Here is a 25,588-nt window from a genome sequence, read left to right as displayed (position 1 = left end):
TACGAGGTTCTTGTTGACACGACATCTCACGGGGGAGATGAACGCATGGCAGACGGAGGATTCACCAAGCTCCCGGGCGGGAGCGTGGTCGTGGCGCTGTCCCTGCCGCGGCCGCACGGCGCGGGGGGCCTGCCCGGCGCACGGGTCCGGGTACTGGTCCACGCCGCCAACCGCCAGCGCGCCCTGACCAGGCTGCGCAACCTGGGGCTGCGCTCCGTCTACCTGCGGGGGAACACCGAGCCGCCGACTCCGGACGAGGTCACCGCGGTGCTCCACCACCCCGACGGGCTGGTCTGGCGGGCCGCCCCCGAATGCCTCGGCGAGCTGTGGCACCCCATCCGGGCCCTGCTCCGCCCGCCGGCCCAGGCCCGTGCCCGGACCGGCCCCGGCGCGCCGGCCGGGCCGGGCGGCCGCTGACCCGCGGGGCACCCACGGGCCGGCCCTGCCGCCGGCCCGCTCAGACCACCGGTTTGCCGGACAGCTCCACCCCGGACCGCCGCAGCTCCTCCAGGGCCCGCTCGGTGGTCCCGGCGGACACCCCGGCGGTCAGGTCGAGCAGCACCCGGGTGGTGAAGCCCTCGCGGGCGGCGTCCAGCGCGGTGGCCCGTACGCAGTGGTCGGTGGCGATGCCCACCACGTCCACCTCGGTCACCTCGCGGGCGCGCAGCCAGTCGGCGAGCGGTGTGCCGTTCTCGTCGGCGCCCTCGAAACCGCTGTACGCGGCCGCGTACGCGCCCTTGTCGAACACCGTGTCGATCGCCCCGGAGGCGATCGCGGGGGCGAAGTTCGGGTGGAAGCCGCTGCCCTCGGTGCCGGCCACGCAGTGCGCCGGCCAGCTGTCGACGTAGTCCGGCCGGTCGGAGAAGTGGTCACCCGGGTCGACGTGGTGGTCACGGGTGGCGACGACGTACCGGTAACCCGCCGTCGCCATCCCTATCAGCTCGGTGATCGCGGCGGCGACGTCGGCGCCGCCGGCGACCGCGAGGCTGCCTCCCTCGCAGAAGTCGTTCTGCACGTCGACGACGATCAGTGCGCGGTGCATGGCCATGCCTTCCGTGGGGGCCGTGGGGAGGACCGGGTTCGCGTCGGCCCGGAGCGGATGTGACCGAGGGTAGAGAATCCGGCGTGATCAGGACAGTGGGCGGAGGGCCGCCGCGACCACCGGCCGACCGGGCCGCGCCGGAGGCCCCAGGGCCGCTCCGGACGCGTACCCGCGGGACGCCGGTGTGTCACCCGGGAGAGCGGTATGTCCCGGATCCTCCGGCTGTGTGGGGGGCCGGGGCCGCCCGGCGCGCCCGGCCGCCGGGCGGCCCCGGGCTCAGACGTACTCGGTGGGCAGGACCGGCTCGCCGCGGGAGAGCTGGGTCGCGGAGAGCGGCAGCCCGGCGCGGGCGGTCAGGTGCCGCTCCCGGGCGGCGTCCAGCGGCTCCCGGCCCACGATCTCCCCGCCGCGCACCAGCGGGACCTGAAGCAGCCGGTCCCGCAACTCCTCCGGGACCTCGCCGGAGCCGATCACCTCGGCCTCGGCCACCCCGTCCGCGTCGACCCGGCGGGCGGCCCACTTGCGGCCGCCGACCGAGGTCTTGCCGCCCATGGACTTCTTCGCCACCGGACGCAGCGGCGCGTCGCCGTCCGGCGCGGCGCGGTCCGCGCGGGCGACCAGCTTGTAGACCATGGAGCAGGTCGGGTGGCCGCTGCCGGTGACCAGCTGGGTGCCGACGCCGTAGGCGTCGACCGGCGCGGCGGCCAGTGAGGCGATGGCGTACTCGTCGAGGTCGCTGGTGACCACGATCCTGGTGTTCCGGGCGCCCAGCTCGTCCAGCTGGTGCCGCACCCGGTGGGCGAGGAGCAGCAGGTCGCCGGAGTCGATCCGGACGGCGCCGAGCCCGGTACCGGCCACCTCCACGGCGGTGCGCACCGCCTCGGCGACGTCGTAGGTGTCCACCAGCAGGGTGGTGCCGCCGCCCAGGGTCTCGACCTGGGCGGTGAAGGCGTCGCGCTCGCTGTCGTGCAGCAGGGTGAAGGCGTGCGCGCTGGTGCCCACGGTGGGGATGTTGTAGCGGAAGCCGGCCGCCAGGTCGGAGGTGGTGGCGAAGCCGCCGACGTACGCGGCGCGGGCGGCGGCGACGGCCGCCAGTTCATGGGTGCGGCGGGCACCCATCTCGATCAGCGGCCGGTCGCCGGCGGCGACGGCCATGCGGGAGGCGGCGGCGGCGACCGCCGAGTCGTGGTTGAGGATCGACAGGACCACCGTCTCCAGCAGCACGGCCTCGGCGAAGGTGCCCTCCACCCGCATGATCGGGGAGCCGGGGAAGTAGACCTCGCCCTCGGGGTAGCCCCAGATGTCGCCCCGGAAGCGGTAGCCGGCCAGCCACCGCAGGGTGGGTTCGTCCACGATCCCGTGGTCGGCGAGGAAGTCCAGGACGCCGCCGTCGAAGCGGAAGTTCTCCACCGCGTCCAGGACGCGGCCGGTGCCCGCGACCACGCCGTAGCGGCGGCCCTCCGGCAGGCGGCGGGTGAAGACCTCGAAGACGCACGCCCGGTCGGCGGTGCCGGACCGCAGCGCGGCCTGCAGCATCGTCAGTTCGTACCGGTCGGTGAACAGCGCTGTCGACGGCACGGCCACCGGCAGCCCCAAGTCCGCAGTGTTCATGGACATGATGCTAACACCATTCTCGTCAGAGTGACGATTTCGGTTGCCGTTCACCGGCCGCTCTCCCCGGCTTCCCGGTGGATCGCCTTTCCCGGCGCGTTCACCGGCCCCGTTTGTGCGGCGGTCGCCCCCGGGTGGCAGCATGGGACCCGTGAGTGTCGCACCGGCGGAGATCGAACGGACCGAGTCGAGCGAGGCGCCTTCGGTGGTGCCCGAGCCCGACGTGCCCTGGGTGACGGTGGTCCACAACGACCCGGTGAACCTCATGAGCTACGTCACCTATGTCTTCCAGAGCTACTTCGGCTACCCGAAGGACAAGGCGCACCGACTGATGCTGGACGTTCACCACAAGGGCCGCGCGATCGTCTCCAGCGGCAGCCGCGAGGAGATGGAGCGCGACGTGCAGGCCATGCATGGTTACGGCCTGTGGGCCACCCTTCAGCAGGACCGCTGATGCTGGGACACTTCGAGCCGCTGCCCGGGGGTGGTGCGGCCCTCACCCTCGACGACGCCCAGATCTCCATCCTGCGCAGCTTCGCCGTCCAGCTGCTGGAGCTGATCGGCCCGGGTGCGGAGGGGGCGCACGGCGACACCGCCGACCCGCTGGACGCGATCTTCGCCGAGGGACCCAGCGAGCCGCCCTCGGACCCGGCGCTGGCCCGGCTCTTCCCCGACGCCTACGGCGACCCGGCGGTCCCGCCGGCCGGTGAGGGTGACCCGGAGGCGGAGCGCGCGGCCGCCGAGGCGCGTGCGGCCTCGGCCGAGTTCCGCCGCTACACCGAGAACGACCTGCGGGCCCGCAAGCGGGACGACGCGCTGGCCGTGGTGCGCTCGCTGGACTCGGTCTCCCCGGGCGCCGCGGAGTCCGCGGCGGACACCGTCGTGCTGGAACTGGACCCGGAGGGCTGCCGGCGCTGGCTGGGCACCCTCAACGACCTGCGGCTGGCGATCGGCACCCGGCTGGAGGTCACCGACGAGGACGACGGCGGGGAGCTGCTGCGGCTGCCGGACACCGATCCGCGCAAGCCGATGGTGGTGGCCTACTTCTGGCTCGGAGAGCTTCAGGAGTCACTCATCGAATCGCTCATGACCTGAGTACGTCTCCGGATTTTCCACCTAAAGCGGACATGTTGTGCATGTGCGACATGTGTTCGCTCAGAGGGACCTCAATTCCGGATAACGATCCCGTCACCGACTCTGAGGCATTTGCCATCTGATCACCCTTTTGTCCGCTTTTTCCTGTGGTCCCGCCCACATTCGCCCATGTGGATCACTGTTGCGGCCGTGATAAATCTTCACGACCACCCGTGGACGCCACCCCTGTCCACGGGGGCGCTTCGACCGGCAGACCGTCGGTAGCACTCCATCCACATCCGGGGGGATCGGGACCCGATCCGAGCCGCAGCGGCCGGGTCGGAATGGAGAAAGGCGTCCACAGCATGACCTCGGTGCAGGTCGACGAGAAGCACGGCGGCACGGCTGCCCCGGGCAACACGTCTGAAGAGGGTTACCAGCGAGGGCTCGGTAACCGGCAGATCCAGATGATCGCCATCGGCGGTGCCATCGGCACCGGCCTGTTCCTCGGCGCGGGCAAGGCCATCTCCAAGGCCGGCCCCAGCCTCATCCTGGCCTACGCCGTCGCCGGCCTGGTCATCTTCTTCATCATGCGAGCGCTCGGCGAGCTGCTCATGTACCGCCCGGTCTCGGGCTCCTTCTCCGAGTACGCGCGCGAGTTCCTCGGCCCGTTCTTCGGCTATGTGACCGGCTGGACCTACTGGCTCTTCTGGGTCGTCACCGGCATCACCGAAGTCACCGCGGCCGCCGAGTACGTGCAGTACTGGGAGGAATCCATCCCGCAATGGGTGTCCGCCCTCGGCTTCACGGTGATGCTCTTCGGCATCAACCTCATCTCGGTGAAGCTCTTCGGCGAGATGGAGTTCTGGTTCTCCATGATCAAGGTCACCGCCATCCTCGGCATGATCCTGATCGGCCTCGGCGTGATCACCCTCGGCTTCTCCGACGCCGGTGACACCGCCTCCTTCAGCCTCCTGTGGTCCGACGGCGGCTTCTTCCCCAAGGGCATCGGCGGCACGCTGATGACCCTGCAGATCGTGATGTTCGCCTTCCTCGCCGTCGAACTCGTCGGCGTCACCGCGGGCGAGGCCACCGACCCCAAGAAGACCCTGCCCAAGGCCATCAACACCGTGCCGTGGCGCATCGCCGTCTTCTACCTCGGCGCCCTCATCATCATCCTGTCCGTGGTCAGCTGGACCGTCTTCGAGCCCGGCGTCAGCCCCTTCGTCGCCGCCTTCGCCAAGATCGGACTGCCGGCCGGCGCCGGCATCGTGAACTTCGTGGTGCTCACCGCCGCGCTGTCCTCCTGCAACTCCGGCATGTACTCCACCGGCCGCATGCTGCGCGACCTCGCGCTCAACAAGCAGGGCCCGAAGTTCTTCACCGTGCTGACGAAGAACGGCCTGCCGCTGCGCGGCACCACCGTCTCCGCGGCCTGCATGCTCGTCGGCGTGTGGATCAACTACCAGTGGCCCGGCGAGGCGTTCAACTACGTCGTCTCCTTCGCCACCATCTCCGGTATGTGGGCCTGGATCATGATCCTCAGCGCCCAGCTGATCTACCGGGCCAAGGTCAACCGCGGCGAGCTGCCCCGCTCCGAGTTCCAGGCCCCCGGCTACCCGTGGACCAGCGTCTTCGCCCTCGCGTTCATCTTCATGGTGATCGTGCTCATGGGCATCGACGAGGACTCCCGCGTCTCGCTGTACTGCGCCCCGATCTGGGCGGCGATCATGGTGGTCTCGTACTTCGTGATCAAGTCCCGCAACCCCGAGGTCTTCGCGCGCAAGGACTACTCGGCCGCCGCGACGCACCCCGTCGACAAGGGCTGACCGGCCCCGCGGGCCTGCGGGGACGCGCTCCGGCTCCCGCCGGACGTCCCTGACGCCCACCCGGTCTCAGCGGGCGGGCTCCGGATCCAGGATCCGGAGCCCGCCCGCCCGTCTCCCACCACCACCCTCAAGGGAGAGCGCTGCGCGCTCGGCCTTCTTCCGGCCCGTCTCCCACCACCACCCTCAGGGGTCCCGGCCTGGGTGTTCTTCTCGCGCGTCTCACGAGCGCTGCGCGCTCGTCCTCGCCGCTCCGGCCGCCCGTATTCTTTTCGGCATGCTCACCATCACCCAGGCCCTCCACGACCAGATCGTGGCCCACGCCCGCGCCGACCACCCCGACGAGGCGTGCGGCGTGGTGGCCGGCCCGGCCGGTGCCGGCCGGCCCGAGCGGTTCATCCCGATGCTCAACGCGGCCCGGTCGCCCACCTTCTACGAGTTCGACTCCACCGACCTGCTCAAGCTCTACCGGGAGATGGACGACCGGGACGAGGAGCCGGTGGTGATCTACCACTCCCACACCGCCACCGAGGCCTACCCCTCGCGCACCGACATCTCCTACGCCAACGAGCCCGGCGCCCACTACGTCCTGGTCTCCACCGCCGACTGCGGCAACGACGAGGGCCCGGTGCAGTTCCGCTCGTTCCGGATCGTGGACGGCGAGGTGACCGAGGAAGAGGTGCGGATCGTCGAGGCGTACTGAAATCCGCGCTCTGTCTCGCCAGGCGAACATCGAACGTCCGCATCGCGGTATGCCCTTCCGGGGCCCGGTCCGGGAATCGATACGATGCCCGCATGGTTGTCCAGGACGTGAGCGACACATGAGGCATGCGGCGCACCTCCGCGCCGCAGCCGTGCCGCACCGTCCGCCGCCGGACGGGCCTGCCGACCGCACTCTCCCACCGCGACAGGAGCCCCACATGGCCATCGAGGTCCGTATCCCGACCATCCTCCGTACCTACACCGACGGGCAGAAGGCCGTGGAGGGCCAGGGCGCGACGCTCGCCGAGCTCTTCGCCGACCTGGAGACCCGCCACGGCGGCATCGAGGCACGGCTGGTCGAGGACGGCAAGCTGCGCCGCTTCGTGAACGTCTACCTCAACGACGAGGACGTGCGGTTCCTCGACGGCATCGCCACCAAGCTCTCCGACGGCGACAGCGTCACCATCCTCCCGGCCGTCGCCGGCGGCTCCGGGGCGGCGACCGGCTCCACCGGCGCGCGCTGAGATGCGGTACGACAGCCCCCTGGCCGCGGTCGGCAACACCCCCCTCGTCCGGCTGCCCCGGCTCTCCCCCTCCGACTCCGTCGGCATCTGGGCGAAGCTGGAGGACCGGAACCCCACCGGCTCGGTCAAGGACCGCCCGGCGCTCCACATGATCGAACAGGCCGAGAAGGACGGCCGGTTGACCCCCGGCTGCACCATCCTGGAGCCCACCAGCGGAAACACCGGCATCTCGCTCGCCATGGCGGCCAAGCTCAAGGGCTACCGCATCGTGTGCGTCATGCCGGAGAACACCAGCGAGGAGCGCCGCCAGCTGCTCGCCATGTGGGGCGCGGAGATCATCTCCTCGCCGGCGGCCGGCGGCTCCAACACCGCCGTCCGCGTCGCCAAGGAGCTGGCCGCCGAACACCCGGACTGGGTCATGCTCTACCAGTACGGAAACCCGGACAACGCGGGCGCCCACTACGCCACCACCGGCCCCGAGATCCTCGCCGACCTGCCCTCCGTCACCCACTTCGTGGCGGGCCTGGGCACCACCGGCACCCTCATGGGCGTCGGGCGCTACCTGCGCGAACACGTCCCCGGCGTGCAGATCGTGGCGGCCGAACCCCGCTACGACGACATCGTCTACGGGCTGCGCAACCTCGACGAGGGGTTCGTCCCCGAGCTGTACGACGAGTCGGTGCTCACCACCCGCTTCTCCGTCGGCTCCGAGGACGCCGTCACCCGCACCCGGGAACTCCTCGCGCTGGAGGGCATCTTCGCGGGCGTCTCCACCGGCGCCGCCCTGCACGCGGCCATCGGCGTCGCCCGCAAGGCAGTCAAGGCCGGACAGCGCGCCGACGTCGTCTTCGTCGTCGCCGACGGTGGCTGGAAGTACCTGTCCACCGGCGTCTACACCGCCGCCACCACCGAGGAAGCCATCGAGACGCTGCACGGCCAGCTCTGGGCCTGACCTCCTCCGGGCCGCCGCGGCCCGGACCGGGCGGGCCGCAACGCGGCCGGACCACCGGCCGCGGCCCGGGTCCGGCGCCCGGGCGGACCGCCCGGCGCCGGGCCGGAACCGGTGCCCGGAGGACGCCACCGGGGCGGCGGCCCGGCAGCAGGTCCGGCCGTCCTGGTGATTCCAGCCACAACGCAGGCTCACACAGGAGCGACCAGGGCATATCCGCCTTACGCTCAGGGGCACCGCATGACCCCCCGGACCTGCCCCTGGCCCTCGGCATGGGGACCCCCCAAGGAGGTTCCTGCTTCATGAAGCTCACCGTCGTCGGATGCTCCGGGTCGTTCCCCTCCGCGGAATCGGCCTGTTCGAGCTACCTCGTAGAGGCCGACGGCTTCCGGCTGCTCCTCGACATGGGCAACGGCGCCCTCGGCGAGTTGCAGCGCCACATCGGTCTCTACGACCTCGACGCCATCCTGCTGTCGCACCTCCATCCCGATCACTGCATCGACATGTGCGGCTACTTCGTCGCCCGCTACTACCGCTTCGACGGCGGGCGCGCGCACGCGATCCCGGTCCACGGCCCCGAGGGCACCGAGCAACGGCTGGTCCGGGCGTACGACGACGTGCCGGACGAGACCTGCATGGGCGAGGTCTTCGACTTCCGCACCCTCACCCCCGGCACCTTCACCGTCGGCCCGTTCACCGTGCGCACCGCCCGGGTCTGCCATCCGGTGGAGGCCTTCGGGTTCCGCATCGAACACGAGGGACGCGCCCTGGTGTACTCGGGCGACACCGGCCCCTGCGCGGAGCTGCGCGAGCTGGCCGCCGGCGCCGACCTGTTCCTGTGCGAGGCGGCCTTCACCCACGGCAAGGAGGACATCCCGAACCTGCACCTCAACGGCCGGCAGGCCGGGGAGCACGCGCAGGCCGCCGGGGTCCGCAGCCTGGTCCTCACGCACATCCCGCCGTGGACCGATCCGCAGGTCAACCAGCGCGACGCCCAGGAGGTCTTCGACGGGCCGGTCGAGCTGGCCAAGACCGGCGCGGTCTACGAGATCTAGCGAGGGACCACCCGCCCGCCGCCGATCCGCACCGGTGCGGCGGCGGCCGCCCGGCCCCGAGCCCGGCGGGTGACCGCGGCCACGCATCCACGCACCACGCGGCGGGGCCCGGACCGTTTCCGGTCCGGGCCCCGCCGTGTCATGTCCGCCGTTCGCCGGTCAGCCGGTCGGGCCGGCCTCGGTGGCCTTGGCACCCGGGTCGGTGCCCTGCTCGGGCACCCGGGCCGCGCGGCCGGCCTTCCGGGACGCCTTCTTCTCCGCCGCGGCGGCCTCGGCGGCGGCGATGGCCGCGGCGTCGTCGAGCGAGTCCTCCGGCTCCCGGCCCGGCGTCGGCAGGTTGAAGGTGAGGATCGCGAAGCGGAACACCACGTAGTAGACGGCGGCGAACGCCAGGCCGATCGGGATCAGCATCCAGACCTTCTCACCGTGCGAGTAGCCCAGCAGGTAGTCGATCAGACCACCGGAGAAGGTGAACCCGCCGCGGATGCCCAGTGCCCAGGTCAGCGCCATCGACACACCGGTCAGCACGGCGTGGATGCCGTACAGCACCGGGGCGATGAACATGAAGGAGAACTCCAGCGGCTCGGTGACGCCGGTGACGAACGCGGTCAGCGAGATGGAGACCATCATGCCCAGCACCGCCTTGCGGCGCTCGGGGCGGGCGCAGTGCGCGATGGCCAGCGCGGCGGCGGGCAGCGCGAACATCATGATCGGGAAGAACCCGGTCATGAACATCCCGGACGACGGGTCGTCGTGCATGTAGCGGGCGATGTCGCCGCGGAAGGTCTCGCCGTCGGCGGTGAACTCGCCGAACTGGAACCAGGCGAAGGAGTTGAGCAGCATGTGCATGCCGATCGGGATCAGCAGGCGGTTGACCACGCCGAAGATGCCGGAGCCCACCGCGCCGTTGTCCGACAGCCACTCGGAGAAGTTGTTCAGGCCGTCGCCTATCGGGCCCCAGGCGTAGCCGAAGAGCAGACCGTAGCCCAGGCCCGCGAACGACATCAGGATCGGGATGAAGCGCCGGCCGCTGAAGAAGCCCAGCCAGTCGGGCAGCCGGGTGCGGTGGTACTTCTCCCACAGCACGGCGGCGGTCAGGCCGACCACGATGCCGCCGAGCACGCCCGGGTCCTGCGGCTTGCCGGTCACGTCGCTGACGAAGCCGGTCAGCACCTCGCGGTAGACGAGGAAACCGACCAGCGCGGCGAAGGCGGTCGAACCGTCGGCCTTCTTGGCGAAGCCGATCGCGACACCGACGCAGAACAGCAGCGCGAGGTTGGTGCCGAAGAGCGCGCCACCGGCGTGGGCGCAGACCTCGGCGAGCTTGTTCCAGCCCAGGCCGTCCTTGCCGAGGGCGTCGTCCTGGCCGAGGCGGCTGAGCAGACCCGCGGCGGGCAGCGCGGCCACCGGCAGCTGCAGGCTGCGACCGATCTTCTGCATGCCCTTGATCGCGGACGCGCCCCACTTCTTCGCGGGGCCGGCCGTGGCGGTGGCCGAACTCATCGGGTTCCTCCTGGTGAGGCGGGCACTCGGAGAAGGTTCAGCCCGCATCTGGTCTACACCACATAGTGGTTTAGACCTGTTGTAACACGGGGGTGACAGGGGAAGGAATCCGCAGTTCCATGGTTTCATATGGTCTAAACCACATCGTTATCGGCCCCGCCGCGGCCCTCCGGGCGACCCGCCTCAGGGCCGGGCTTCCTCTTCCTCCGGCCGGTCCGGATCCGGCTCCCGCCCCGGTGTCGGCAGATCGAACCGGACGATCACGAACCGGAAGACCGCGTAGTACACCCCCGCGAAGCAGAGCCCGATCGGAATGATCAGCCACGGCTTGGTCGCCAGCCCCCAGTTGATGACGTAGTCGATCAGCCCCGCCGAGAAGCTGAAGCCGTCGTGCACCCCCAGTGCCCAGGTCACCGCCATCGAGGCGCCGGTGAGCACCGCGTGGATCGCGTACAGCGCCGGCGCCACGAAGAGGAACGAGTACTCGATCGGCTCGGTGATGCCGGTCACCAGTGACGTCAGCCCCACCGACAGCATCATCCCGCCCACCTCCTTGCGGCGCTCCGGCCGCGCGCAGTGCGCGATGGCCAGCGCGGCGGCGGGCAGCGCGAACATCATGATCGGGAAGAACCCCGAGGTGAAGATCCCGGCGTGCGGGTCCCCGTTGAGGAAACGGTTGACGTCCCCCTGGTACGTCTTGCCGTCCGGGGCCGTCCAGCTCCCGTACTGGAACCAGACGAAGGTGTTCAGGAACTGGTGCAGCCCCACCACCAGCAGCGCCCGGTTCGCCACCCCGAACAGCCCCGAGCCCCACGCGCCCAGCCTGGTCAGCCAGTCGCTGAAATCCTCCAGCGCGTCACCCACCGGCGGCCACACCCCCAGGCAGGTCACCGCGAAAACCACCCCGACGAACGACATCAGGATCGGGACCAGCCGCCGGCCGTTGAAGAAGCCCAGCCAGTCCACCAGCCTGGTCCGGTGGAACCGCTGCCACACCCAGGCCGAGAACAGGCCCAGCAGGATGCCGCCGAACACCCCCGGGTTCTGCGGCTCCCGGTCCTCGCCCGGGAACTGCGCCAGCACGTTGTGGTAGACGAGGAAACCCGCCACCGCCGCCAGCGCCGTCGAGCCGTCCGCCTTCTTCGCCATCCCGATGGCCACCCCCACGCAGAACAGCAGTGGCAGCCCGAGCACCGGATCCAGCAGCGCACCCCCCGCGCCGACGAAGACCTTGGCCACGTCGTTCCAGCCCAGACCGTCGGAACCGAACACGTCCGGCTGCCCCAGCCGGTTGAGGATCCCGGCGGCGGGCAGCACCGCGATCGGCAGTTGCAGACTCCGCCCCATCTTCTGCAGTCCACCGAAGAGCGCGGCGGCCCGGAGGCGGCCCGGCGGCCGGGGCGGGGACGCGGCGCTCTCCCGGCTCATCCAGGCCCTCCCGGCGGCAGTTGGCGAGAGTGCTACCGCATAATGGTGTAGACCACTCTCGGAGCGGCATGGCGCCGGCACCCGCGACCCCGGGTACGGCACCGCATGATCGTCATCCTTCGTCAGGTGACGGACATATGCCTGCGAAGCTGGGCTGAACGTGGTTAACGTATGAAAACCGCTCGTCGGTATCGCCGAAGGGCCGAGACAACAGGAGAGGCCATGGCCAGCAAGGCTGAAAAGATCGTCGCCGGGCTCGGCGGTATCGACAACATCGAAGAGATCGAAGGGTGCATCACCCGACTGCGCACCGAGGTCTCCGACCCCGAGCTCGTCAACGAGGCCGCCCTGAAGGCCGCCGGCGCCCACGGCGTGGTGAAGATGGGCACCGCCATCCAGGTCGTCATCGGCACCGACGCCGACCCCATCGCCGCCGAGATCGAAGACCTGATGTGACCCGCGCGGCACGCTCCACCAGCGGCTGACGCGACGGGCCCCGGCCGGCGAAACACCCGGACCGGGGCCCTCCGCACAGCCGATAGGCTCATCCCCATGTCTCGCATCGACGGCCGCACCCCCGACCAGCTCCGCACCGTGACCATCGAACGCGGATGGAGCAAGCACGCCGAGGGCTCCGTCCTCGTCTCCTTCGGAGACACCCGCGTCCTGTGCACCGCCAGCGTCACCGAAGGCGTACCCCGCTGGCGCAAGGGCAGTGGCGAAGGCTGGGTCACCGCCGAATACGCCATGCTGCCCCGCTCCACCAACACCCGAGGCGACCGCGAGTCGGTACGCGGCAAGATCGGCGGCCGCACCCACGAGATCTCCCGCCTCATCGGCCGCTCCCTGCGCGCCGTCATCGACTACAAGGCCCTCGGCGAGAACACCGTCGTCCTGGACTGCGACGTCCTCCAGGCCGACGGCGGCACCCGCACCGCCGCCATCACCGGCGCCTACGTCGCACTCGCCGACGCGGTCGGCTGGGCCCAGGGCAAGAAGCTCATCAAGGCCGGCCGCAAGCCGCTCACCGGCACCGTCGCCGCCGTCAGCGTCGGCATCGTCGACGGCGTACCCCTGCTCGACCTCTGCTACGAGGAGGACGTCCGCGCCGAGACCGACATGAACGTCGTCTGCGCCGGCGACGGCCGCTTCGTCGAGGTCCAGGGCACCGCCGAGGGCGCGCCCTTCGCCCGCGAGGAACTCGACGGGCTCCTCGACCTGGCCGTCACCGGCTGCGCCCGGCTCGACGAACTCCAGCGGGAAGCCCTGGCCGGAACCCTGTAGAGCACCCCGCCGGCGGAGCAACCCGGCGCGCGCCTTCCGGCGTTCATAGAGATGGCAGACGCAGGCGCACGGACCACCCGTGCGCCTGCTGCCGTACCCACCGGGGAGGACCGCCCATGCCAGCCATCCGCCGCACCGCCACCACCCGCAGCCGCGCCACCACCGCCGGCACCCTCGCCGCCGCCTCGCTGGTCCTGGCCCTGCCGGCCCTGACCGGCTGCGACGCCGTCCAGCGGGCCGTCGACTGCGCCCAGCTCGCCGTCGAGGTGTCCGACGACGTCAACGACCTGCAGGACGCCCTCACCGGCGCCGCCGTCAACCCGGAGGACGCCGACAAGGTCATCGACACCCTCGACGAGAACCTCGCCGAGATCGACGACCGGACCGACAACGCCGACGTCGCCAAGGCCGTCGACGACCTCCAGCAGGCCGTCGACAACGTGCGGACCGCCGTCGACAACGGCGACGAGACCCCCGACCTCACCCCGGTCGCCGACGCGATGGCCGAACTGACCAACGTCTGCTCACCCGGATAATCAAGCAGATGCAGCCACATTCACAGCCCCGGTCCGAAGCCGCGGACACCACGCCCCGCCGGCTGGTCCTCGCCACCCGCAACGCCGGCAAGATCACCGAACTGCGCGCGATCCTCACCGACGCCGGACTCGGCGTCGAGCTGGTCGGTGCCGACGCCTACCCGGAGATCCCCGACGTCAAGGAGACCGGCACCACCTTCGCCGAGAACGCCCTGCTCAAGGCGCACGCGCTGGCCCAGGCCACCGGCCTGCCCGCGGTCGCCGACGACTCCGGCCTCTGCGTCGACGTGCTCGGCGGCGCCCCCGGCATCTTCTCCGCCCGCTGGGCCGGCCGGCACGGGGACGACAAGGCGAACCTCGATCTCCTGCTGGCCCAGCTCTCCGACATCGCCGACGGCAAGCGCGCCGCCCACTTCGCCTGTGCCGCCGCCCTGGCCCTCCCGGACGGCCGGGAACGGGTGGTCGAAGGCCGGCTCGAAGGCACCCTGCGGCACGCGCCGAGCGGCTCCGGCGGCTTCGGCTACGACCCGGTCCTCCAGCCCCTGGGCGAGACCCGCACCTGCGCCGAGCTGACCCCGGAGGAGAAGAACGCCATCAGCCACCGCGGCAAGGCCTTCCGTGCGCTGGCGCCGGTGGTCCGCGAGCTGCTGGGCTGACCGGCGCTCGGACCGGCCCTCCCCATGCGCTGTGGTGGGGAGGGCCGTCCGTCACGTGGGCCCGGTGGGACTCGAACCCACGACACACCGGACCTAAACCGGCGCCCTCTCGGCCAGCTGGGGTACGGGCCCGCGCGCCGCTTACTCTACTGGCTCGCGAATGACGGCTGCGCCCGGACGGAGAGGCGGCCGGCACGCCCGGCGAAGGCCCTGGTTCGAGACCTCCGTGCCGGCGGTCCGCGGTCCGTGCCCGCCGGGTCGCGGCCGCGTCCGCGCCCGGCCGGGCGAGCCGCCGGGCGCGGAGCGGGTCACGGCTTCCTCAGAGCCCCAGATCCTTGATGATCTTCGCGACGTGGCCGGTGGCCTTCACGTTGTACAGCGCGCGCTCGACCTTCCCTTCCTCGTCGACGACGACCGTCGAGCGGATGACGCCGGTCACCGTCTTGCCGTACAGCTTCTTCTCGCCGAACGCCCCGTACGCCTCCAGCACCGACTTCTCCGGGTCGCCGAGCAGGGTGACCCGGAGCTCCTCCTGCTCGCGGAACTTCGCCAGCTTCTCCGGCTTGTCCGGCGAGATGCCGATGACGTCGTAGCCGTGGCCGGCGAGGAACTCCAGGTTGTCGGTGAAGTCGCAGGCCTGTTTGGTGCAGCCCGGGGTGAGGGCGGCGGGGTAGAAGTAGACGATGACCTTGCGGCCGGCGTGGTCGGCGAGCGAGACCTGCTTGCCGTCCGCGTCGGGAAGGGTGAAGGCCGGGGCGGTGTCGCCCGGCTGGAGTCGCTCGCTCATGGTGGCTCCTCGTGAGGTGCGGTGCGTACGGCACGACATTAACCAGGTCGCTGAACGGGGGTGCTGTGGGGCGTCGGAGAGGCGGAGCTGACAGACTGTCCACCACGGACGGACCGAGATCGACGGACATGTACGGAGGCAGCGCGGTGTCGGATGCCAGGACCCCTGCGCAGATCGAGGCGGACATCGTCCGCAGGCGGCAGGAACTCGCCGTGACGCTCGACGAGATCGGGGTGCGGATCCACCCCAGGACGATCGTGGGCGACGCGAAGGCGAAGGCGGCGTCGGCCATGGACCGCACCGCCGGGCGGGCCTACGTGGCCGCCAACCGCGTGGTGACCGATGTCCGCGGCCGGCTGGTCGCGGAGGACGGCTCGCCGCGGATGGAGCGGATCGTGCCGGTCGCGCTCGTGGTGGTCGGTGTGGTGGGGCTGTTCGTGGTCTCCTCGCGGCGCCAGAAGGGCTGAGACCCCGCGGACGCCGCGGCCGGGACCACCGGCACCACCGCGACCGCCGGGACCACCGCGACTGCCGGGATCGCCGGGACTGCCGGGGTCGCCGCGACCGCCGGGGGCGGTACCGGACCCGGTGCGGGCCGCCCGGCGCCGCACGTGGTGGGCGGGTCAGCGGTCCATGGCCGGGGCGCGCGGCCCGCGGCGGCCCGGTGGCGCCGGTGTGCCGGGTGGCCAGGTACCGTCGTGGCGTGAGTACGAACACGTCCCATGACAAGCTGCCCATCCGGATGCTGCACGACCGGGTGCTGGTCCGTACCGACATCCCCGAGGGGGAGCGCCGTTCCACCGGCGGCATCGTGATCCCGGCAACCGCGGCCGTCGGCAAGCGGCTGGCCTGGGCCGAGGTGGTCGCGGTCGGGCAGAGCGTGCGGACCGTCGAGCCGGGCGACCGGGTGCTGTACGACCCGGAGGACCGGGCCGAGGTCGAGGTGCGCGGGGTCGCCTACGTGCTGATGCGGGAGCGCGATCTGCACGCGGTGGCCGCCGAGCGCCTGGAGGGCTCGGACGACTCCACGGGACTGTATCTCTGAGATTGGCCCTCCGGGGCCGGGTCCCTGGGGTCCGGACTGCGGAGCCGGAACCTCCGGCAGGCGGTTCTCGGGTAGGCCGGTGCTCGGGTGGGCCGGTTCTCCGGTAGGCCGGTTCTCGGGTGGGCCGGTTCTCGGGTGGGCCGGTTCTCCTCGCGGACCGGGCCGGACCGGGCCGGGTTTTCCGGGACCGGGCCGGGCGGGAGCCGGGCCCGCGGCCCCGGGCCGCGGGCGGTCCGGGCGGGCCGCCTGGTGGACGGTTGGGGTGGTGACCTGTGTCACCACCCTTTTTCATGCCGTTTGCTACGGTCGGGGACATCCCGACGAGACGCGCCGTACCGGGTATGCAAAGACGACGCACCTGCTGTTGCCGCATTCGCACTGCACGGAGGTGCCGTCATGGCGTGGGTTCTGCTCGTGGTCGCCGGTCTGCTCGAGGTCGGCTGGTCGATTGGGATGAAGTACACCGAGGGTTTCACCCGGCTGTGGCCGAGTGTGGGAACCGCCGCCGGGATCGTCGCCAGCATGGTGCTGCTCGCCCAGGCGGCCAAGAGCCTGCCGATCGGTACGGCCTACGGGGTCTGGGTGGGCATCGGGGCCGCGGGTGCGGCCGTGCTGGGCATGGTGGTGCTGGGGGAGCCGGCCACCGCCGCCCGGATCTTCTTCGTGGTGCTGCTGCTGGTCGCGGTGGTCGGGCTGAAGGCCACGTCCGGCCACTGACCGACCGCGCCCCGGGGCCGCGGCCGCGGCCCCGGGGCGCGGTCACTCGCGACCACTGCGGGTCACTCGGGGCCGGCACGGCCTGGGACCGTCCGGCCGAACACCCCCGCTGCGGGCGGGCCGGAAGCCCCTCCCGGGAACCGGGGAATTGATCGGTAACGTTCCGGGGCCGCCGGGCGTGAACCCATTGAGAGCGAGTGCTGCCGGCGTCGGTCCGGCGGCCTCACGCAGTCGTGGGCTTCACGTCAGGCGGGGACGGTCCCTGGGACCGCACGGGCGGGGCGGGGAAGCCGGGGAGAGGAAGGCATGGGGATGAGCAAGAAGATGACCCGGGTCAAGGTGATGACGGCCGGGGCCGTGGCCGCCGGGCTGCTGTCGCTGACCGTGGCGGCGATGCCGAGTTCCGCGTCCGAGGCGGACGGGTCGGACCGGCAGCCGGTGGCGGCGCAGGCCGCGGCGGCCAAGGCGAAGGCGGCCAAGGCCGCGAAGGCCGCCAAGAGCAAGGCGGCGTTCCCGCAGGAGGTGTCCGGCAGCCCGTCCTCTCCGCTGACCCGGGTGAGCGACTTCTTCGGCGCGTACATCGACGCGCGGAAGGACGCGCCGAACGTCGAGGGCAGCGCCGCGATGTCGTCCGTGCTCCGCAGGCACTACCTGTCCTCGGGGCTGGACGAGACGCTGATGGACTGGGAGCGCCGTTACAACGCCGATGGGGTGCTGCGCTCGCAGAAGGTGCCGGTGAAGTGGACCGTCACCGACAACGGAAACGGCGACAACTACTCCGCCGTCACCACCCTGACCTGGGCTGACGGCACCAAGACCAAGCTGTCGGTGCTCGCCTCCCGCGACGCGAAGAAGATCCTCTCCATAGAGCCGATCGAGTGGTGACCGACGGCCGGTGAGCCGGCGGGGGCGGGCTCGCCCGCCCCCGCCCGGCCCTCCGTTCGCGTCCCGGGCCCGCGCGCCTCGGCGTCCGGCCCGATCGCCGCGCTCACCCCGCCGCACGCCCGGAACCCACGGCTCCGGGCGAGGCGGTCACATGATCTCCGGACAGCTCCCGGCTAGGACTTGTCCGGGCGATCATGTTCGGAGCCAGATAGTGAGGGCTGCCGCTGTCGCGGTGCCGAGGTAGACGTAGCCGCGTTTGTCGTAGCGCGTGGCGACGGCCCGGGACTGTTTCAGCCGGTTGATGGCCCGTTCGACGGTGTTGCGTTTCTTGTAGCGGTCCTCGTCGAAGCCGGGTGGCCGTCCGCCGCGTTCGCCTTTGCGTAGGCGGGCGGCCTGGCTGTCGGTCTTCTCCGGGATCGTGTGCCGGATGCCGCGTCGCCGCAGGTACTCGCGGCACGGCCCGTTGCTGTATGCCTTGTCGGCCGCGAGGCTGTCGGGCTTCTTGCGGGGCCTGCCCGGCCTGGGCCGCGGCACGCGGATCTTCTCCAGGACGGGCTTGAACTGGGTGCAGTCAGCCCGCTGGCCTGCGGTGACGATCAGGGACAGCGGGCGGCAGCGGCCGTCCGCGCTCAGGTGGAGCTTGCTGGTGAACCCGCCGCGCGAGCGGCCCAGGCCCTCGCCTCCAGCACCACCTCCGCCAGGCGGGCGACCAGGCTCTGCCACGGGGTTTCGTGCTGGTGTTCTGCCGGTTCGGCCCCCTTTGGCGCGGGGGCCAGCGGCGGGTCGGTGCGGGCGCCGGCCGCATGCTGATGCGCGCGGACGATGGTGGAGTCGACCGAGATGTCCCAGTCGATCTCGCCTGCGGCGTCGGCTGCGGCCTGGACCTGCTGGAGTAGTCGTTCCCAGGTGCCGTCGGCGGACCAGAGCCGGTGGCGTTCATAGACGGTCTTCCACGGACCGAACCGTTCGGGCAGGTCACGCCACTGAACTCCGGTTCGCACCCGGTGCAGAATCCCGTCGATCACCTGCCGGTGATCACGCCACCGGCCACAACGCCGGTTGCTGACCGGCAGGAACGGCCGCAGCCGTTCCCACTCGGCATCACTCAGATCACCCCGCCCCATGACCACATCAACGACCTCGGCGCGGAGCAGTCACATGATCGCCCGGACAAGTCCTAGTCGGTGCCGCCCTGCGGTTCACCGGGGCCGCCGATGGCTCCGCCGGGGTCACCGCCGGGGTCGCCGGTGGTGCCGCCCGGGTCGCCGCCGGGGTCACCGGTCGTTCCGCCGTCCGGCGGCACGGTGGGCGGTTCGAAGGTCGGCTGGGTCGGCGGGACGGTGGGCGGCTCGAAGGTGGGTTCGGTCGGCGGCACCGGGGTGGTCGGCGGAGTGGTGGTCGGGGGGACCTCGGTACTCGGCGGGGTGGTGCCGCCCGGCGGCTGGGAGCCGGCCGGCGGTACCGACGGGGTGCCGACGCTGCCGTCCGTCTTCAGGTCGAACTGGGCGACCGGCTGTCCTTCCAGGGCGGCCTTGGTGTAGGCGGCCCAGATCTCGGCCGGGGCGCCACCGCCGTTGATGCGAGGCAGTCCGGTGGCTCCGTAGAGGGGTTTCTGCTCACCGGTCTCGGAGTTCTGGCCCATCACGGCGACCACGGTCACCAGGTCCGGGGTGTAACCGGCGAACCAGGCGGCCTTGTCCTCCTCGGCGGTGCCGGTCTTGCCGGCCGCCGGGCGTCCGGCGGCCTGCGCCGCGGTGGCGGTCCCGCCCTGGACGACGCTCTGCAGCACCGAGGTGGTGGTGTCGGCGGCGGTGCGGGAGACCACCTGCTTCACCTCGCCGCGGCCCGGCAGCTCGATCTCCTCGCCATCCTTGGTGATCTTGGTGACCAGGGTGTAGTTGCCGTGCCGGCCGTGGTTGGCCAGGGTGGCGTACGCCTCGGTCATCTCCAGCACGCTGGCGGTGGAGGTGCCCAGCGCCACGGACGGGTACGGGTTGAGGTCCGGGGTCTTCTCCGGGAGGCCGAGTTCCACCGCGGTCTGCTTGACCTTGTCGGGGCCCACGTCCACGGCCATCTGGGCGTAGACGGAGTTGACCGACTTGTCGGTGGCCTCGGTGACGGTGATGGGGCCGTAGGAGTAGTGGTCCTCGTTCTCCGGTGCGTAGGAGCCGCCGCTCCAGCCGGTGACCGGCCGCTTGTTGGTGCCGTCGTAGATGGTGTTCGGGGTGATCGGCTGCCCGCTCTGGGTGGCGGCCCCGTTCTCCACGGCGGCGGTGAAGACGAACGGCTTGAAGGTCGAACCGTTCTGGTAGTCGCGCCGGGTGGCGTTGTTGACGAACTGCTTGGTGTAGTCGACACCGCCGTAGAGGGCGACCACCTTGCCGGTCTTGGGGTCCACCGAGGCGCCGCCGGCCCGGACGTACTTGTCGACCTCGCGGTCCTTGGAGAGCTTGCTCAGCAGGTTGTCGTCGACCGCCTTGACGAACGCGTCCTGCTTCTTGCGGTCGATGGTGGTGGTGATGCGGTACCCGCCGCGGGCGAGGGTCTGCTCGTCGATGATGTCGTTGCTGGTGAGGTAGTCCTCGACCGCCTCGACGAGGTAGCCGCGCTGGCCGGACATGCCCGACTGCGGCTTGACCTGGCCGGGGGTGGGGAACTTCATCGCGTCCCGCTCGGCGGACTCCAGCCAGCCCTCCTTGACCATGCCGTCGAGGACGTAGTTCCAGCGGGCCACGGCGGCGGCCTTGTTCTCCGGGTGGGCCACCACGTCGTAGGCGCTGGGGGCGTTGAGGAGGGTCGCCAGGTAGGCCGCCTCGGCGGTGTCTATCTTCCCGACGTCCTTGCCGTAGTAGGCCTGGGCGGCGGCCTGGATGCCGTAGGAGTTGCGTCCGAAGTAGCTGGTGTTGAGGTAGCCCTCCAGGATCTCGTCCTTGCTCACCTCGCGGTCCAGCTTGATCGCGATGAAGAACTCCTTGACCTTGCGGGTGACCGTCTGTTCCTGGTCCAGGTAGTAGTTCTTCACGTACTGCTGGGTGATGGTGGAGCCGGACTGCTTGCCCTTGCCGGTCGCGGTGTTCCAGCCGGCCCGGATCATCGCCAGCGGGTTGATCGCGGACTCGGAGTAGAAGTCCCGGTCCTCGGCCGCGAGCACCGCGTGCTGGGCGGTCTTGGGCACCTGGTTGAGCCGGATGTTCTCGCGGTTGATGTCGCCGTCGCGGGCCAGCGGGGTGCCGTCGGAGTAGGTGTAGACGTTGGTCTGCGCGATGGCGGTGGGGTTCGCCTTGGGGATGTCGACCAGCATGTAGCCGGCCACCAGGGCGCCGCCGATGAGCAGCACGATGACCAGGAAGCTGCCGAGCACCATGCGCCAGGTGGGGATCAGGCGGCGCCAGCCGGTGCGCTTGGGGCGCTGCTTCCTGCCCTTCTTCTTGGGCTTCGCGCCGCTGTTGCCGGGGGCGGCACCGTCGAGCCCCTCGCTCGGGTTCGCCGTGTTCGGTGCGGCGTTGTGCAGGGCTCCGAAGCCGGCGCCGGTACCGCTGCCGGACACGGTGGCTCCCGGTCCCGGGCCGCCCCCGGTGTTCCGCGGACCAACGCCGGGTGCGCCGCTGGGTGCGCCGCTGGTGTTCCGGAGGCCGTCCACGGGGCCGCCGCCGGTGTTCCGCAGACCGTCGCCGGGTGCGCCGCCGGTGTTCCGGGCGCCGTCGCCGGGGGTGCGGGCGGAGACCCGGCCGGGGCCGTCGCCGGGGGTGCGGGCGCGGTCGGCGCCCGGGTCGGTCCCGCGGTCGCGGCCGGTGCTCCCGCCGCGGTCGGCGCGGTCGTCGCCGGAGTCCGGTGTGACGGCGGTCACTTCGAGGGCCTGGGTGTCCCCGGGGGCGGCCGCGCCGGTGGCCCCGGCCGCCGTCCTGCCCGCTCCCTTGCCCGTTCCCTCACCCGGTGCCCGCCCCGCGCCGGCCGTGCCGTCGTCGGAGTCCCCGCCGCTCCCGGTGCTCCGGGGGGCCCAGGTGGGACCGGAGCGGGAACCGGAGCCGGAAGCGGAGGTGGAGCCGGACGGGGAACCGGGCGTGGTGTCTCTTGCGTCCTCGGGCTGCCGGGGTTCGGGCTGCTGGGGCTCGTCGCTCATGTCTCCTGAGACTCCTCGGCCGCCGTCCAGGGTTGCACGGCGGCGGAATGGTGGCGTGTCGGGCGAATAGCGTGGTACGCCCCATAAAACACTGTCGCATCATCCATCCCGGGCCCAGCGCCTGGCACGCACCTGTGACAGGTCTGTGACCGGCCGAATGGATGATCTTCGTCACTCCGTACGGTGAATAATGCTTGGCACCCCCTCGGACCCTCGCACTAAGCTCGGGAGCTTTGGTGCGGATCTTCAGGGGAGGGGCCGTGTTACGGCTGTACGCGGCCGTCGCGGTGAGCAGCTTCAGACGCTACGCGACCTACCGGGTCGCCACCGCGGCAGGGGTGTTCACCAACGCCGTCTTCGGTTTCATCGTCGCTTACACCTACACCGCGCTGTGGGACCAGCGTCCCCGGTTGGGCGGGTACGACATGTCGCAGGCGCTCACCTTCGTCTGGCTCGGACAGGCCCTGCTGGCTACCGCCGCGCTGATGGGCGGCAGCTTCCAGGAGGAGCTCCAGGAGCGTATCCGGACCGGCGACATCGCGGTCGACCTGTACCGCCCGGTGGACCTCCAGTTGTGGTGGCTCGCCGGGGACCTGGGGCGGGCCGCCTTCCACCTGCTGGGCCGCGGTGTCGCGCCGATGGCCCTGGGGGCGCTCGCCTTCGATCTGACGCTGCCCACCTCGGTGCTGACCTGGCTGTTCTTCCTGCTCTCGGTCGTGCTCGGGCTGCTGGTCGGCTTCGCGGTGCGCTATCTGGTGGCGCTCACCGCGTTCTGGCTGCTCGACGGGTCCGGGGTGACCATGATGAGCGCGCTGCTGTGCCTGTTCTTCTCCGGCATGATCCTGCCGCTGACCGTCTTCCCGGGGCTGCTCGGCGAGATCGCCCGGGTGCTGCCCTGGTCGGCGATGCTCCAGGTGCCGGCGGACGTGTTCCTCCAGGAGCACACCGGTGCCGGGCTGGCGCGGGCGCTGGGCTTCCAAGTGGCGTGGGCGGTGGCGCTGTTCGCGGCCGGCCGGGCCCTGCAGTCGGCGGCCACCCGGAAGGTGGTGGTGCACGGTGGCTGAGTCCCGGCCGCGGGAGGAGGGCTCCTGGGCGTACCAGGGGCTGCGCGCGTACGGCCTGATCGTGGCGATGTGGGTGCGGTCGACGATGGCGTACCGCACCTCGTTCGTGATCATGACGATCGGCAACTTCGCGGCGACCGTACTCGACTTCGTGGCGATCTCCCTGATGTTCTCGCACGTGGAGACGTTGGGCGGGTTCTCCCTGGCGGAGGTGGCCTTCCTGTACGGCACCACCAGTACCGCCTTCGGGGTGGCGGACCTGGTCCTGGGGTCGATGGAGCGGGTGGGGCGCCGGGTGCGCGACGGCACGATGGACACCCTGCTGGTGCGGCCCGCGCCGATCCTGGCCCAGGTGGCCGCGGACCGGTTCGCGGTGCGCCGGCTGGGCCGGATCAGCCAGGGGCTGCTGGTGCTGATCTGGTCGCTCACCGCGCTGGACGTGGACTGGACCTGGGACCGGCTGCTGCTGCTGCCGGTGATGCTGCTCAGCGGATCGGCGATCTTCGGGGCGGTGTTCGTGGCCGGGGCGGCGTTCCAGTTCTGGGCCAACGACGCCGCGGAGGTGCAGAACTCCGTCACCTACGGCGGCAACACGCTGCTGCAGTACCCGCCCACGGTGTTCGGCACCGAGCTGCTGCGGGGCGTCACCTTCGTCGTCCCGCTGGCCTTCGTCAACTGGCTCCCGGCGCTGCACATCCTGGGCCGCGGCGACCCGCTGGGGCTGCCGGGCTGGGTCGACTTCGCCTCGCCGCTGGTCGCGTTCCTGGTGTGCGTGCCGGCGGGGCTGGGGTGGCGGGCGGGGCTGCGGGCGTACCGGAGCACCGGCAGCTGACGCGGCATCGGTGCCGGGCCGGGCTCCGGCGGCGCGGCGGGACGGCGAGCGGGCGGGACCGCGAGCGGGCGACAGGCGAGAGGGGACGGGACGGGTGGCGGACGAGGCCGGATTCATCGAGCTCGACGGGGTCGAGAAGGTGTTCGTGGTGCGGCGGCGGGCCGGGCTGGTGCGGCGGGAGCGGCGCGAGGTGCGGGCCGTGGACGGCATCAGCTTCACGGTGCCGCGGGGGGAGATGGTGGGGTACATCGGGCCCAACGGGGCCGGGAAGTCCACCACCATCAAGATGCTGACCGGGATCCTGGTGCCCAGTGGCGGGCGGCTGCGGGTGGCCGGAGTGGACCCGTCCCGGGAGCGGCAGCGGCTCGCCCGCCGGATCGGGGTGGTGTTCGGACAGCGCACCACGCTGTGGTGGGACCTGCCGTTGCGGGACTCCTACACGCTGGTACGGCGGATGTACCGGGTCCCGGAGCGCCGGTTCCGGGAGAACCTCGACCGGTGCGTGGAACTGCTGGACCTGCAGGAGCTGCTGCCCGTGCCGGTGCGGCAGCTGTCGCTGGGCCAGCGGATGCGCGGTGACATCGCGGCCGCCCTGCTGCACGATCCGGAGGTGCTCTACCTGGACGAGCCGACCATCGGGCTCGACGTGGTGAGCAAGGCGAAGGTGCGGGAGTTCCTGCGCGAGGTCAACACCGAGCTGGGTACCACGGTGCTGCTCACCACGCACGACCTGACCGACATCGAGCAGCTGTGCCGCCGGGTGATGGTGATCGACCACGGCCGCCTGGTGTACGACGGCGGACTGGACGGGCTGCACGCGGTGGGGCAGAGCGAGCGGACCCTCGTGGTCGACCTGGAGCGGGAGCTGCCGCCGATAGCGGTGCCGGGGGCGCGCACGGTGCGCACCGAAGGGCCGCGCCAGTGGCTGGCGTTCCCGGCGAGCAGCAGCGCGGCGCCGATCGTGGCGGCGGTCGCCGCCCGCTACCCGATGGTGGACCTGTCGGTGCGGGAGCCGGACATCGAGGATGTGATCGCCAGGATGCTCCATCCGGACCGGGACCCTTCCGGGGCGGCGCCGTAGCGTGGTTAGGCTGTGCGCCATGACCGAGGATCTCCCCGAGATGCGCGCTTCCGACGCCGAACGCGAGCGGGTGGCCGACGCGTTGCGGGACGCCGTCGCCGAGGGCCGGCTGACCATGGAGGAGTTCGAGGAGCGGCTGGACGCCGCGTACCGGGCTCGTACGCACGGCGAGTTGGAGCCGCTGGTGCGGGATCTTCCGGTGCCGGCCGGGGCCGCCGGACCGGTGGCCGTGCCGGCCGGCTCCGGCTGGCCCGCCCGGATCGGTCATGCCCCGACCTCCCGCTTCGGCATCGGGGTGCTGGGCGGGTTCGAGCGGGCCGGCCGCTGGGTGGTGCCGCGCCGGTTCACCGCGCTGGCCTTCTGGGGCGGCGGCGAGATCGATCTGCGGGACGCCCGGTTCGAGGACGGCGAGGTGGTGCTGCGCTGTTTCGCGATCATGGGCGGGGTGCACGTGATCGTGGGGCCGGACGTCGAGGTGCAGGTCACCGGCGTCGGCATCATGGGCGGCTTCGACCACCGGGCGGCCGGCGTGGGGGAGCCGGGCGCGCCGCGGGTCACCGTGACCGGGCTGGCGTTCTGGGGCGGGGTCGGGGTGGAGCGGAAGCTGCCGCGGGCGGAGCTGAAGCGGCTGAAGGCGGAGCGCAGGGAGCTGAAGGCGCGCCGCAAGGAGGAGCGGCGGGCGGAGGGGCGCGGGGGCGCCGGCAAGCGGGCCGAGGGGCCGCACGGCGGGCACGGCTCACCCGGCGGGCACGGTCCGCACGGGGGGCACGGCGGGGATGCCGGTCCGGTGGACCAGGCCGAGCCGGGCGGCCATGACGGGGCGGCCGGCCGGGGCGAGTGACCCGGGCGGGCCGGGACGGCGCCGCC

The 25,588-nt window shown here is 71.6% G+C and carries 26 protein-coding genes, 1 tRNA gene, 1 pseudogene and 1 riboswitch; of the genes and pseudogenes, 20 read left to right on the top strand and 8 right to left on the bottom strand.

Annotated elements, in window-relative coordinates; all coding sequences use genetic code 11:
* Positions 1–45: 45 nt before the first annotated feature.
* Entirely contained in the window at positions 46–417 is a 372-nt protein-coding gene (locus tag ACH4B3_RS26085; RefSeq protein WP_398466636.1) for a hypothetical protein, read from the top strand.
* 40 nt (positions 418–457) lie between these two features.
* Here the strand turns inward: ACH4B3_RS26085 and ACH4B3_RS26080 are convergent, their stop codons facing one another.
* Both ACH4B3_RS26080 and ACH4B3_RS26075 read right to left on the bottom strand, forming a co-directional pair.
* The gene (locus ACH4B3_RS26080) at positions 458–1,042 is read right to left on the bottom strand and encodes an isochorismatase family protein (protein ID WP_398466634.1); all 585 of its coding nucleotides are present in this window, start codon (positions 1,040–1,042) and stop codon (positions 458–460) included.
* 276 nt (positions 1,043–1,318) lie between these two features.
* The gene (locus ACH4B3_RS26075) at positions 1,319–2,653 is read right to left on the bottom strand and encodes a nicotinate phosphoribosyltransferase (protein WP_398466632.1); all 1,335 of its coding nucleotides are present in this window, start codon (positions 2,651–2,653) and stop codon (positions 1,319–1,321) included.
* Positions 2,654–2,795: 142 nt separating this feature from the next.
* Here ACH4B3_RS26075 and clpS point away from each other — a divergent pair, with 142 nt between their 5' ends.
* The 7 genes from clpS (at position 2,796) to ACH4B3_RS26040 (ending at position 8,783) form a co-directional block, all read left to right on the top strand.
* Positions 2,796–3,107: an ATP-dependent Clp protease adapter ClpS gene (clpS, locus tag ACH4B3_RS26070; protein ID WP_398466630.1), complete on the top strand. Its 312-nt coding sequence runs from the start codon at positions 2,796–2,798 to the stop codon at positions 3,105–3,107.
* Positions 3,107–3,748 (top strand): DUF2017 domain-containing protein, encoded by a 642-nt coding sequence (locus ACH4B3_RS26065; protein ID WP_398466628.1) that lies wholly within the window; start codon positions 3,107–3,109, stop codon positions 3,746–3,748. The genes clpS and ACH4B3_RS26065 overlap by 1 nt, the downstream gene beginning before the upstream one ends.
* A 344-nt stretch (positions 3,749–4,092) precedes the next feature.
* Positions 4,093–5,556, top strand: a complete 1,464-nt coding sequence (locus ACH4B3_RS26060) for an amino acid permease (protein WP_398466627.1) — start codon at positions 4,093–4,095, stop codon at positions 5,554–5,556.
* Positions 5,557–5,830: 274 nt separating this feature from the next.
* Positions 5,831–6,256 carry a Mov34/MPN/PAD-1 family protein gene (locus tag ACH4B3_RS26055; protein ID WP_398466625.1) on the top strand — a complete coding sequence of 142 codons (426 nt, stop codon included), beginning with the start codon at positions 5,831–5,833 and terminating at the stop codon, positions 6,254–6,256.
* A 217-nt stretch (positions 6,257–6,473) separates the two neighbouring features.
* Entirely contained in the window at positions 6,474–6,779 is a 306-nt protein-coding gene (locus tag ACH4B3_RS26050) for a MoaD/ThiS family protein (protein WP_398466623.1), read from the top strand.
* Position 6,780: 1 nt separating this feature from the next.
* Positions 6,781–7,731, top strand: a complete 951-nt coding sequence (locus ACH4B3_RS26045) for a PLP-dependent cysteine synthase family protein (RefSeq protein WP_398466621.1) — start codon at positions 6,781–6,783, stop codon at positions 7,729–7,731.
* A 299-nt stretch (positions 7,732–8,030) separates the two neighbouring features.
* Positions 8,031–8,783, top strand: a complete 753-nt coding sequence (locus tag ACH4B3_RS26040) for an MBL fold metallo-hydrolase (RefSeq protein WP_398466619.1) — start codon at positions 8,031–8,033, stop codon at positions 8,781–8,783.
* A gap of 159 nt (positions 8,784–8,942) precedes the next feature.
* On the opposite strand, the gene ACH4B3_RS26035 is transcribed toward ACH4B3_RS26040, so the two are convergent.
* Both ACH4B3_RS26035 and ACH4B3_RS26030 read right to left on the bottom strand, forming a co-directional pair.
* Entirely contained in the window at positions 8,943–10,286 is a 1,344-nt protein-coding gene (locus ACH4B3_RS26035; protein ID WP_398466617.1) for a PTS transporter subunit EIIC, read from the bottom strand.
* A 183-nt stretch (positions 10,287–10,469) separates the two neighbouring features.
* Complete coding sequence (locus tag ACH4B3_RS26030) at positions 10,470–11,714, bottom strand: PTS transporter subunit EIIC (protein WP_398466615.1); 1,245 nt, start codon at positions 11,712–11,714, stop codon at positions 10,470–10,472.
* A gap of 171 nt (positions 11,715–11,885) precedes the next feature.
* On the opposite strand from ACH4B3_RS26030, the gene ACH4B3_RS26025 reads away from it, so the two are divergent.
* The 4 genes from ACH4B3_RS26025 (at position 11,886) to rdgB (ending at position 14,190) form a co-directional block, all read left to right on the top strand.
* A complete protein-coding gene (locus ACH4B3_RS26025) occupies positions 11,886–12,170 on the top strand; it encodes a glucose PTS transporter subunit EIIB (protein WP_398466613.1) in 285 nt (94 codons plus the stop codon).
* 96 nt (positions 12,171–12,266) lie between these two features.
* Positions 12,267–12,998 (top strand): ribonuclease PH, encoded by a 732-nt coding sequence (gene rph / locus ACH4B3_RS26020; RefSeq protein WP_398466611.1) that lies wholly within the window; start codon positions 12,267–12,269, stop codon positions 12,996–12,998.
* Between the two features lie 116 nt (positions 12,999–13,114).
* Positions 13,115–13,534: a hypothetical protein gene (locus ACH4B3_RS26015; RefSeq protein ID WP_398466609.1), complete on the top strand. Its 420-nt coding sequence runs from the start codon at positions 13,115–13,117 to the stop codon at positions 13,532–13,534.
* Positions 13,535–13,542: 8 nt separating this feature from the next.
* Positions 13,543–14,190, top strand: coding sequence for an RdgB/HAM1 family non-canonical purine NTP pyrophosphatase (rdgB, locus tag ACH4B3_RS26010; RefSeq protein WP_398466607.1), 648 nt, complete (start codon positions 13,543–13,545; stop codon positions 14,188–14,190).
* A gap of 56 nt (positions 14,191–14,246) precedes the next feature.
* Here rdgB and ACH4B3_RS26005 read toward each other — a convergent pair.
* Both ACH4B3_RS26005 and bcp read right to left on the bottom strand, forming a co-directional pair.
* A tRNA-Leu gene (locus ACH4B3_RS26005) sits at positions 14,247–14,322 on the bottom strand.
* Positions 14,323–14,509: 187 nt separating this feature from the next.
* Entirely contained in the window at positions 14,510–14,977 is a 468-nt protein-coding gene (gene bcp, locus ACH4B3_RS26000; RefSeq protein WP_398466605.1) for a thioredoxin-dependent thiol peroxidase, read from the bottom strand.
* A 146-nt stretch (positions 14,978–15,123) separates the two neighbouring features.
* Here bcp and ACH4B3_RS25995 point away from each other — a divergent pair, with 146 nt between their 5' ends.
* The 4 genes from ACH4B3_RS25995 to ACH4B3_RS25980 all read left to right on the top strand — a co-directional run bounded on the left by ACH4B3_RS25995 (position 15,124) and on the right by ACH4B3_RS25980 (position 17,624).
* Positions 15,124–15,444 carry a DUF3618 domain-containing protein gene (locus ACH4B3_RS25995; RefSeq protein WP_398466603.1) on the top strand — a complete coding sequence of 107 codons (321 nt, stop codon included), beginning with the start codon at positions 15,124–15,126 and terminating at the stop codon, positions 15,442–15,444.
* 275 nt (positions 15,445–15,719) lie between these two features.
* Positions 15,720–16,022 (top strand): GroES family chaperonin, encoded by a 303-nt coding sequence (locus ACH4B3_RS25990; protein ID WP_398466813.1) that lies wholly within the window; start codon positions 15,720–15,722, stop codon positions 16,020–16,022.
* Between the two features lie 294 nt (positions 16,023–16,316).
* Positions 16,317–16,381: riboswitch (guanidine-III (ykkC-III) riboswitch) on the top strand.
* Positions 16,382–16,418: 37 nt separating this feature from the next.
* A complete protein-coding gene (locus tag ACH4B3_RS25985; RefSeq protein WP_398466601.1) occupies positions 16,419–16,739 on the top strand; it encodes a DMT family transporter in 321 nt (106 codons plus the stop codon).
* A gap of 312 nt (positions 16,740–17,051) precedes the next feature.
* Positions 17,052–17,624 (top strand): hypothetical protein, encoded by a 573-nt coding sequence (locus ACH4B3_RS25980; RefSeq protein WP_398466599.1) that lies wholly within the window; start codon positions 17,052–17,054, stop codon positions 17,622–17,624.
* Between the two features lie 192 nt (positions 17,625–17,816).
* On the opposite strand, the pseudogene ACH4B3_RS25975 reads toward ACH4B3_RS25980, so the two are convergent.
* A pseudogene (locus tag ACH4B3_RS25975) lies at positions 17,817–18,748 on the bottom strand (IS5 family transposase).
* A 53-nt stretch (positions 18,749–18,801) separates the two neighbouring features.
* Positions 18,802–21,744 (bottom strand): transglycosylase domain-containing protein, encoded by a 2,943-nt coding sequence (locus ACH4B3_RS25970; RefSeq protein WP_398466597.1) that lies wholly within the window; start codon positions 21,742–21,744, stop codon positions 18,802–18,804.
* A gap of 260 nt (positions 21,745–22,004) precedes the next feature.
* On the opposite strand from ACH4B3_RS25970, the gene ACH4B3_RS25965 reads away from it, so the two are divergent.
* From ACH4B3_RS25965 to ACH4B3_RS25950, 4 genes are all read left to right on the top strand, one after another.
* On the top strand, positions 22,005–22,808 hold the full coding sequence (locus ACH4B3_RS25965) for an ABC transporter permease (RefSeq protein ID WP_398466595.1): 804 nt from the start codon (positions 22,005–22,007) through the stop codon (positions 22,806–22,808).
* A 67-nt stretch (positions 22,809–22,875) separates the two neighbouring features.
* Positions 22,876–23,640, top strand: coding sequence for an ABC transporter permease (locus tag ACH4B3_RS25960; RefSeq protein WP_398466811.1), 765 nt, complete (start codon positions 22,876–22,878; stop codon positions 23,638–23,640).
* 94 nt (positions 23,641–23,734) lie between these two features.
* Positions 23,735–24,721 (top strand): ATP-binding cassette domain-containing protein, encoded by a 987-nt coding sequence (locus ACH4B3_RS25955; RefSeq protein WP_398466593.1) that lies wholly within the window; start codon positions 23,735–23,737, stop codon positions 24,719–24,721.
* 19 nt (positions 24,722–24,740) lie between these two features.
* Complete coding sequence (locus ACH4B3_RS25950; protein WP_398466591.1) at positions 24,741–25,562, top strand: DUF1707 domain-containing protein; 822 nt, start codon at positions 24,741–24,743, stop codon at positions 25,560–25,562.
* Positions 25,563–25,588: the final 26 nt, after the last annotated feature.

The sequence above is a fragment of the Streptomyces sp. NPDC018031 genome (genome assembly GCF_044327625.1).
In the GTDB taxonomy this organism is placed as follows: Bacteria; Actinomycetota; Actinomycetes; order Streptomycetales; family Streptomycetaceae; genus Streptomyces.
This window is presented reverse-complemented; position numbering and strand designations above follow the sequence as displayed.